The sequence below is a fragment of the Candidatus Woesearchaeota archaeon genome, from assembly GCA_026394965.1.
Lineage (GTDB): Archaea > Nanobdellota > Nanobdellia > Woesearchaeales > 0-14-0-80-44-23 > JAPLZQ01.
The window spans coordinates 1-6577 of record JAPLZQ010000074.1 but is presented as its reverse complement, the minus strand read 5'-3'; the positions used below and the strand labels follow the sequence as shown (position 1 = coordinate 6577).

Below are 6577 nucleotides of genomic sequence, written 5' to 3'. Positions count from 1 at the left end.
ATGTCAGGCGAAACATAATTGTCATGAGCACAATTATAGACACTGAAATTGGCAAGGCAAGGGTTACCTCAAGGCCAGGGCAGCATGGAATAATCAATGCAGTCCTGATAAAATAAATTTTTCTTTTTTAACTGAATTTTTTCTGTTTGTTACTTATTATTTAATCTGATTTTGATTGAATATCAGAATCGGTAAAATTATTTTTATGGTTAAGAATTGAAGAACAAATAATAAAATGAATGCATAATAAATCTCCGGCTTTTTTTTTACAAATCCCTCGCCATAACTGTTCTCCTGCTGTTCTCCCTTGCGCGGATGCATGATTCCCGGATTATCTCCTCAACCTTCTTTGCAAGGGCGTCTGAGAAATCGCCTGATACGCTGAATTCCTGGTTGTCAATCTTTGCGAAATCCTTAACCCTGCTCTTTATTATGATTTCTCCCATCTCATCCGCCTCGTTTTTCTATCAATTCAAGCCTTGACTGAAACAGCTTTATCATATTATTAATGTCCTTCAGCTTCTTCCTTTCAGAGGAGCTTTTTTTTCTCTTCATCATTTTCCTGTGCATTGCCTTGAGCGAGGAAAGCCTTTTCTTTAACAGCATTATCTTGTCCTTTCTTCCTGCCGGAGATTTTTTCACTTCCTTTTTTGGCTTGCCCAGTTTTTTGCTTATTTTCTTTTCAAGCTCAGAAATCCGCTTTTCCCTCCCTTTTTTGAAATCAATGTATGAATTTATTTCTTTTTCAAGGTTTTTGAGGAATGGCTCTATCTTCTTCTCATCCTCTTTTTTCTTTGTGGATAGTTCGTAAAGCTGGTGCTGGACATAAACATATCTTTTGTCCCTTTCGTCAAAGACGAGGTTAAGCTTTTTCATTGCAGACTTTATGCGCTGCCTTAGCTTGTATGAGAGAATTTTATCTGCATTTTTCCCTTTTTTTAGGACGGGCATCTTTATTCTCATTTCTGAGCGCTTTTTTCCTTCTCTGAGAATCCTGTCTGAGGCTTTTCCAAGCGCGCGTATAAACGCCTCAAACTTATCCGGGTCTATCTTATTTTCCATCTTCTTTATTCAATAAGGCTGGTTTTCGTCAAATCCCTGAATGCTTCGGAAGCGCCTTTTCCCAAATTCATTTTCCGGCTCAGTATGCCTGAATTCAACCTTCTGCTGGGGCGCAGGCTCAGAAGTTTTTATATCCGCGTAATATTTGTTTAGTGAGGGAAGTCGCTCAGTCATTATGTCTGCTAGCGCAAGAATTCCCCTTGCAATCTTCTCATTCTGCTCAGCAAGTATGGAGAACTTGTCTATTGTCCCGGGTTTAGCCCTTATCTCTTCTGTTGCCTCCCTGAAGACAGCGATAAGCTCGTTTATTGCCTCTAAGAGGGTTTTTTCTGATGCGCCGTTAGAATCAGGCTTGCCCTTAATCTGCTCTTTCAGGTTTTGTATTTCCTTTCTTAATTCAGAAATCTCTTTGTGCGGAATAAGCTCGTATTCATCATCAGCCATTCTCATCAACCTCTTTTTTTGAACATGCGCAATAATTACACCAGCGAAAAGCAACAATCGCTGCATTGTTTTTGAGAGGAATATTCTTTATAAAACTTTCTCTTTTAAATAAGAGCATTTCTGCGTTGGATGATTTTTTTTTTGAATATCGCTCAAGGAAAAAATCGGAACGGTAAAAAAGAAGTGGACTGGTCGGGATTTGAACCCGAAGCCTCACCCAAGCCAAGGGCGCGTTATACCAGGTTTAACTACCAGCCCAATCCAGTTTGAGAGAAGCCCTCCCTTTAAAAAAGTTTTGAAATTTAATGAAATCCGGCAGACGAATTCAACAGGCAGTTATCAGCAATACTTTTTGGCATTAATAATCATTAATTGGCATTTTATGGCAATCAGATGCTTTATAGATAAGTTTATTTAATGAGAGCGCATAAGAAACTGAATGGAGGAGACAGGTTTGGAAGGAAAGGTTCTTTATGCAACAGACCTTCACGGAAGGACAGATGTATACAACCGGATTTTTGGGTATTCCATTGAAAAGAAGATACCCTCAATAATACTTGGAGGGGACATAACGCCGTGGAAAACGAATTACCCGCTGAAAATTATCGTTGAGATGCAGGCTGATTTTCTGAATAATTTCCTGATTCCCGGGATAAGGAAGATTAAGGAAGAGGAGGGAAAGGAAGTTTTTCTGATGATGGGCAATGATGATGCGAGGGTAAACTACAGGATTCTTGAGGATGCTGAAAAAAATGGCGTTTTAAGGCTCCTTTCCATGCACAAGGTGAATGAAATTTCAGGAGCCCCAATAATAGGATATTCCTTTGTTCCGGTTTCCCCGTTCAGGCTTAAGGACTGGGAGAAGTTTGAAAGGAGCGATAAGAAAATCCCCCTCGGCTGCATATCAATTGACTCTGAAAATGCAATCACCACAACAGGGAAAAAAAATGAGGGCAGCATTGAGGAAGACATTGCAAAAATCAGAAAGATGAGCAAGCCCGAAAGCACAGTTTATGTAATGCATTCCCCCCCAAATAACACTTCCCTTGACATAAGCGGCGATGGAAGCCACTGCGGAAGCTATGCGATAAGGGAGTTCATAGAAAAGGACAGCCCTTATCTGACCCTTCACGGGCACATCCATGAATCAGCAAAGCTGAGTGGCAAATCAGTTGAATGGATTGGCAAAACAGCGTCTGTGAATCCCGGCGCGCTCTACAAGGAAGGTGTTTTTTCAGGCATTGCAGTGATTGACCTTTTCAATCTTAAGAAAATAAAGTTCATAAAGATTTAAATAATAAAACAGATTATATCTTCCAGTTTAATAATCATATTATCTCATGATTAAAGGGGGTGGAAAATTGATTAAGGCGATAATATTCGATTTTTGGGGGACTCTTGTGGAGAACGGGACATACTCTCCCATAAGGCAGGTTAGGAACATCCTGCGCCTTAATGACATTGATTTCTCAGATTATGTCATGGCTCTTGAGAAAACCATGATGCTCAGAAGGTATGCAGAGCTCAAGGAGGCGTTCATAGATGTTTGCAATGAATTTGAGATAAAGCCCTCAGAATACCAGCTGAACATCCTTATCGGGCTCTGGAACAAGAACTGGCTTCTTGCAAAGCCCTATCCTGAGACAATAAAAGTTCTTGAGGAACTGAAGAAAAGCTGCAAACTGATTCTTGTTTCCAATACAGATAATTTCTCAGTTGAACCGGTTCTCAAGAAGTTTGAGCTTTCAAAATACTTTGACTCAATTCTTTTGTCATACCAGACAGGATTCCTTAAAACAGACAGGAGAATGCTTGAAAATGCGCTTTCAGACGCGGGCATAAGCCCTGATGAGGCAATTGTTGTAGGAGACAGCATTGAAAGCGACATAATGCCTGCGCAGGATTCAGGGATAAAGGCAGTTCTTGTGGACAGGAAGAACAGGCGCCCGGACTTCCCGGACCGTGTTGGAAGCCTTGAGGAGCTTAAAAAATTCCTCCAGACAGAATGAATGGTGTAATGGTGCTTGGATAAAATGCCTGAATGCATATTCTGCAAAATCGCAAAAGGGGAAATCCCCGCTGAAAAAATCTATGAGGACAAGGATTTTTTAGCATTCCTTGACATTATGCCCTCAAGCAAGGGGCACACATTAGTCATTCCCAAAAGGCATTTCCAGACAATAGAGGACATTCCTGAAAATGAGCTTAAGGGGCTTATTGCTGCTGTGAAGAAGGTTGCAACGGCGGTGATGAAAGCAACAAATTCTCCCGGCGCAAACATATTCCAGAACAACAGCGAGTTTGCAGGGCAGATTGTTCCCCACATTCATTTCCACATAATTCCGAGAAACAAGGATGACAAGGTTTCAATAAGCGTTTCTCATATTGAATATGAAAGCGGGGAGATTAGCGCCTATTCTGAAAGGATTAGGAAAGCGCTCTTGTGAGCTTTTCATCCATTTTATCAAAAAGTTTTTAAAACAATCTCTTTCCCTCTCCTGTTAAGCCGCTGTAGCTCAGCCTGGTTAGAGCGCTACGCTCATATATTTGAGCAATGAGGCAGAAATGCCGATGATATGAAGTTCAAATCAAGAAACGTAGAGGTCATGGGCTCAAATCCCGTCAGCGGCACATTTTTTTTATTATAAGAATAAATTATTAAAATCAAAAATAAATCAATTTTAAATTGATGAAACAAATTGGTACATCTTGGCTCTTTCAGGCATTCCTGCTCTTAATGCAATTTCAGCAGCTTCACTAAAATCACTTGCCTGCTCTGCTTTTTCCATTGCCTTCTTGTAATAAGCAACTGCTTTTTCCCTGTTGCCCTGTTTTGAATACATAAAAGCAACATCTTCATATCTTAACTGCGAATCAAGAACTTCAATCATTTTATCTTCCAATCCGTTTTTGATTGCAATCTTTGCGCCGTTTTCAACTAATCCTGCTTTTATGTAATTTCTGACCGCAGTTTCATAAAGTCCTATTTTTTCTGAAAGCTCTGCTGCTTTCTCATACTTCAACTCTTTCTCATACTGGGCAACTGCTTTTTTATAAAACCCATTTGCGCGCTCCTTTTCGCCCTTTTTTATTGAAATGTCCCCGGCATGCTCAAACATATCCTTCCTTTCAGCAAATATTATGCCATCCTCGTAAAGTGCATTTGCGCGTTCGGGCCAATTTAATGATGCTGCAATGTCGCCTGCTGCGGAGTACTTGTCAGCCGAGACATAGTCTCTTATTGCTCTTTCAAAATCCCCAAACTCTTTTGCATGATGGGCTGCAACTACAAATTCGCCTGCTTTTTCATAGTCTGAAATTGCCCTTTCAATGCTTCCAACCCTTTTTGAGAGCTCTGCTGCACTCTTGTAATCCTTGGACTCCTCTTTTTTTCCTATTGCCCTTTTGATTATTTCAGTTGCCTCGTTTTTATTCCCGGTTTTTTCAAGAAGATCAACTGCATCAATTTCTCTTCCGGTTGAGGAGTAATACTCAATCGCCCGTTCTATGTAATATTTTGGAAGCTCAATTTTTCCCGCCATCTTTGAGACAAGCTTTGCCCGTGCCTCGTATGAATAGAGTGAGCTGATTATTTCTTCAATGCCGTTTTTTTCAATTTCATTTTGGTTGCTTTCCATTTTTCACCTCGTCAGCATTTCTTCAACGATATAAACGACGAACTTGCTTTTAAGCTTTTCTTTTTTAACTACTTATTAGTTACTATTATTTCTTTAAGTTGTATTTCTGGATTTTCTTTATCTCCTATAAAAACCTTTATATATCCTTTCAAAAACTTTAAGAAATTATTGCCGCGATCGCATAATCTGGTATTGCGCCAGCCTTGAGAGCTGGTGTCCGAAAGGGCATCCCGGTTCAAATCCGGGTCGCGGCGTATGCATTCTTATTTTGCAATATTTGGAGGATTTAATGAAAAGCGCAACCTTATGCATTCCGCTGATAGAAAAGGATAGGAAAATTCTCCTTGGGATGAAGAAGCGGGGGTTCGGAGAGGGGAAATACAACGGATTCGGGGGAAAGCTCCTTGATACAGAGTCAATTGAGGAGGCGGCAGTGCGCGAACTCCGCGAAGAGTCGGGAATAAGAGTTCTTCCTGAAAATCTGATTAAATGCGCTGAGATTAAGTTCTTCTGCCCTTCTGTCCCAAACAATGAGTGGGATCAGGTTGTCTCTGTATTCCTTGTTGAGAAATGGGAGGAAACCCCATCTGAGACAGAGGAGATGATGCCTGAGTGGTTCAGCTTTGACGAAATTCCCTACAAGAAGATGTGGCAGGATGACTCCCACTGGCTTCCACTCGTGCTTTCAGGGAAAAAGATTAAAGCAACCTTTGTTTTCAAGGAAGACAATGAAAATATAGGCAGCATGAATATTGAGGAAGTTAAGGTGTTTGAAGATGAAAAGCAGATTTAAAGACAGGATTAATAAAAAGGCAAATCAAAAAAAGCCATTTTTCAGCAGTAGAATAATAGGAAGGGCAGAATTTGCTTCTATAGCAATAATAGTTGCATCATTTATTATTGGGATTATCCTTTACCCAAGAATGCCCGAGTATATGGCATCCCACTGGGGATTTTCAGGAAAAGCAGACGGCTATTCCTCAAGGGCTTTTGGGATTTTCTTCATGCCCATCCTTTCAGCGATAATGCTCATTATGCTTGCTTTATTCAGGAATATTGACCCCCTGCAGAAAAATATTGAGAAATTCAGGAGGCAGTTTGACAATTTCATAATCATAATGATGTTCTTTATGTTTTACCTCTATATGCTAACCATTTTTTGGAACCTTGGAATGAGATTTTCCATGATTCGGCTTCTCTCCCCTGCTTTTGCTGCGCTTTTTTATTATACCGGTGTCCTCGTTGAGAATTCAAGGATGAACTGGTTCATTGGGATAAGGACTCCATGGACTCTTTCAAGCGAAAATGTGTGGAAAAAGACGCATGAGCTCGGGGGAAAGCTGTTCAAGGCAACATCATTTGTCGCGCTTCTTGGAATATTCTTCAGCGAATACGCAATGATTGGCTTTTTATTTCTGAGCATTGCCTCTGCA

The 6577-nt window shown here is 40.4% G+C and carries 10 protein-coding genes and 3 tRNA genes; 8 read left to right on the top strand and 5 right to left on the bottom strand.

Going from position 1 to position 6577, the window contains the following annotated elements:
* The coding region (locus NTV63_03175; protein ID MCX6709925.1) for a 30S ribosomal protein S8e at positions 1-116 on the top strand (116 nt) is incomplete at its 5' end.
* Positions 117-266: 150 nt separating this feature from the next.
* On the opposite strand, the gene NTV63_03170 is transcribed toward NTV63_03175, so the two are convergent.
* From NTV63_03170 to NTV63_03155, 4 genes are all read right to left on the bottom strand, one after another.
* Complete coding sequence (locus NTV63_03170; GenBank protein ID MCX6709924.1) at positions 267-446, bottom strand: DUF1931 domain-containing protein; 180 nt, start codon at positions 444-446, stop codon at positions 267-269.
* Position 447: 1 nt separating this feature from the next.
* A complete protein-coding gene (locus NTV63_03165) occupies positions 448-1062 on the bottom strand; it encodes a hypothetical protein (GenBank protein MCX6709923.1) in 615 nt (204 codons plus the stop codon).
* Between the two features lie 9 nt (positions 1063-1071).
* Positions 1072-1506: a hypothetical protein gene (locus NTV63_03160; protein ID MCX6709922.1), complete on the bottom strand. Its 435-nt coding sequence runs from the start codon at positions 1504-1506 to the stop codon at positions 1072-1074.
* Positions 1507-1690: 184 nt separating this feature from the next.
* Positions 1691-1764 (bottom strand) — tRNA-Ala (locus NTV63_03155).
* 181 nt (positions 1765-1945) lie between these two features.
* On the opposite strand from NTV63_03155, the gene NTV63_03150 reads away from it, so the two are divergent.
* The 4 genes from NTV63_03150 (at position 1946) to NTV63_03135 (ending at position 4137) form a co-directional block, all read left to right on the top strand.
* A complete protein-coding gene (locus tag NTV63_03150; protein ID MCX6709921.1) occupies positions 1946-2800 on the top strand; it encodes a metallophosphoesterase in 855 nt (284 codons plus the stop codon).
* Positions 2801-2867: 67 nt separating this feature from the next.
* Entirely contained in the window at positions 2868-3515 is a 648-nt protein-coding gene (locus NTV63_03145) for an HAD family hydrolase (GenBank protein MCX6709920.1), read from the top strand.
* 24 nt (positions 3516-3539) lie between these two features.
* The gene (locus tag NTV63_03140) at positions 3540-3953 is read left to right on the top strand and encodes an HIT family protein (protein ID MCX6709919.1); all 414 of its coding nucleotides are present in this window, start codon (positions 3540-3542) and stop codon (positions 3951-3953) included.
* A gap of 58 nt (positions 3954-4011) precedes the next feature.
* Positions 4012-4137: transfer RNA gene (locus NTV63_03135), tRNA-Met, on the top strand.
* A 50-nt stretch (positions 4138-4187) separates the two neighbouring features.
* On the opposite strand, the gene NTV63_03130 is transcribed toward NTV63_03135, so the two are convergent.
* Positions 4188-5144, bottom strand: coding sequence for a hypothetical protein (locus tag NTV63_03130; GenBank protein ID MCX6709918.1), 957 nt, complete (start codon positions 5142-5144; stop codon positions 4188-4190).
* 170 nt (positions 5145-5314) lie between these two features.
* On the opposite strand from NTV63_03130, the gene NTV63_03125 reads away from it, so the two are divergent.
* The 3 genes from NTV63_03125 to NTV63_03115 form a co-directional block, all read left to right on the top strand.
* Positions 5315-5398 (top strand) — tRNA-Ser (locus NTV63_03125).
* 35 nt (positions 5399-5433) lie between these two features.
* The gene (locus NTV63_03120; GenBank protein ID MCX6709917.1) at positions 5434-5937 is read left to right on the top strand and encodes an 8-oxo-dGTP diphosphatase; all 504 of its coding nucleotides are present in this window, start codon (positions 5434-5436) and stop codon (positions 5935-5937) included.
* A partial coding sequence (locus tag NTV63_03115; protein ID MCX6709916.1) for a DUF1648 domain-containing protein occupies positions 5921-6577 on the top strand: 657 nt, incomplete at its 3' end. The genes NTV63_03120 and NTV63_03115, both read left to right, overlap by 17 nt.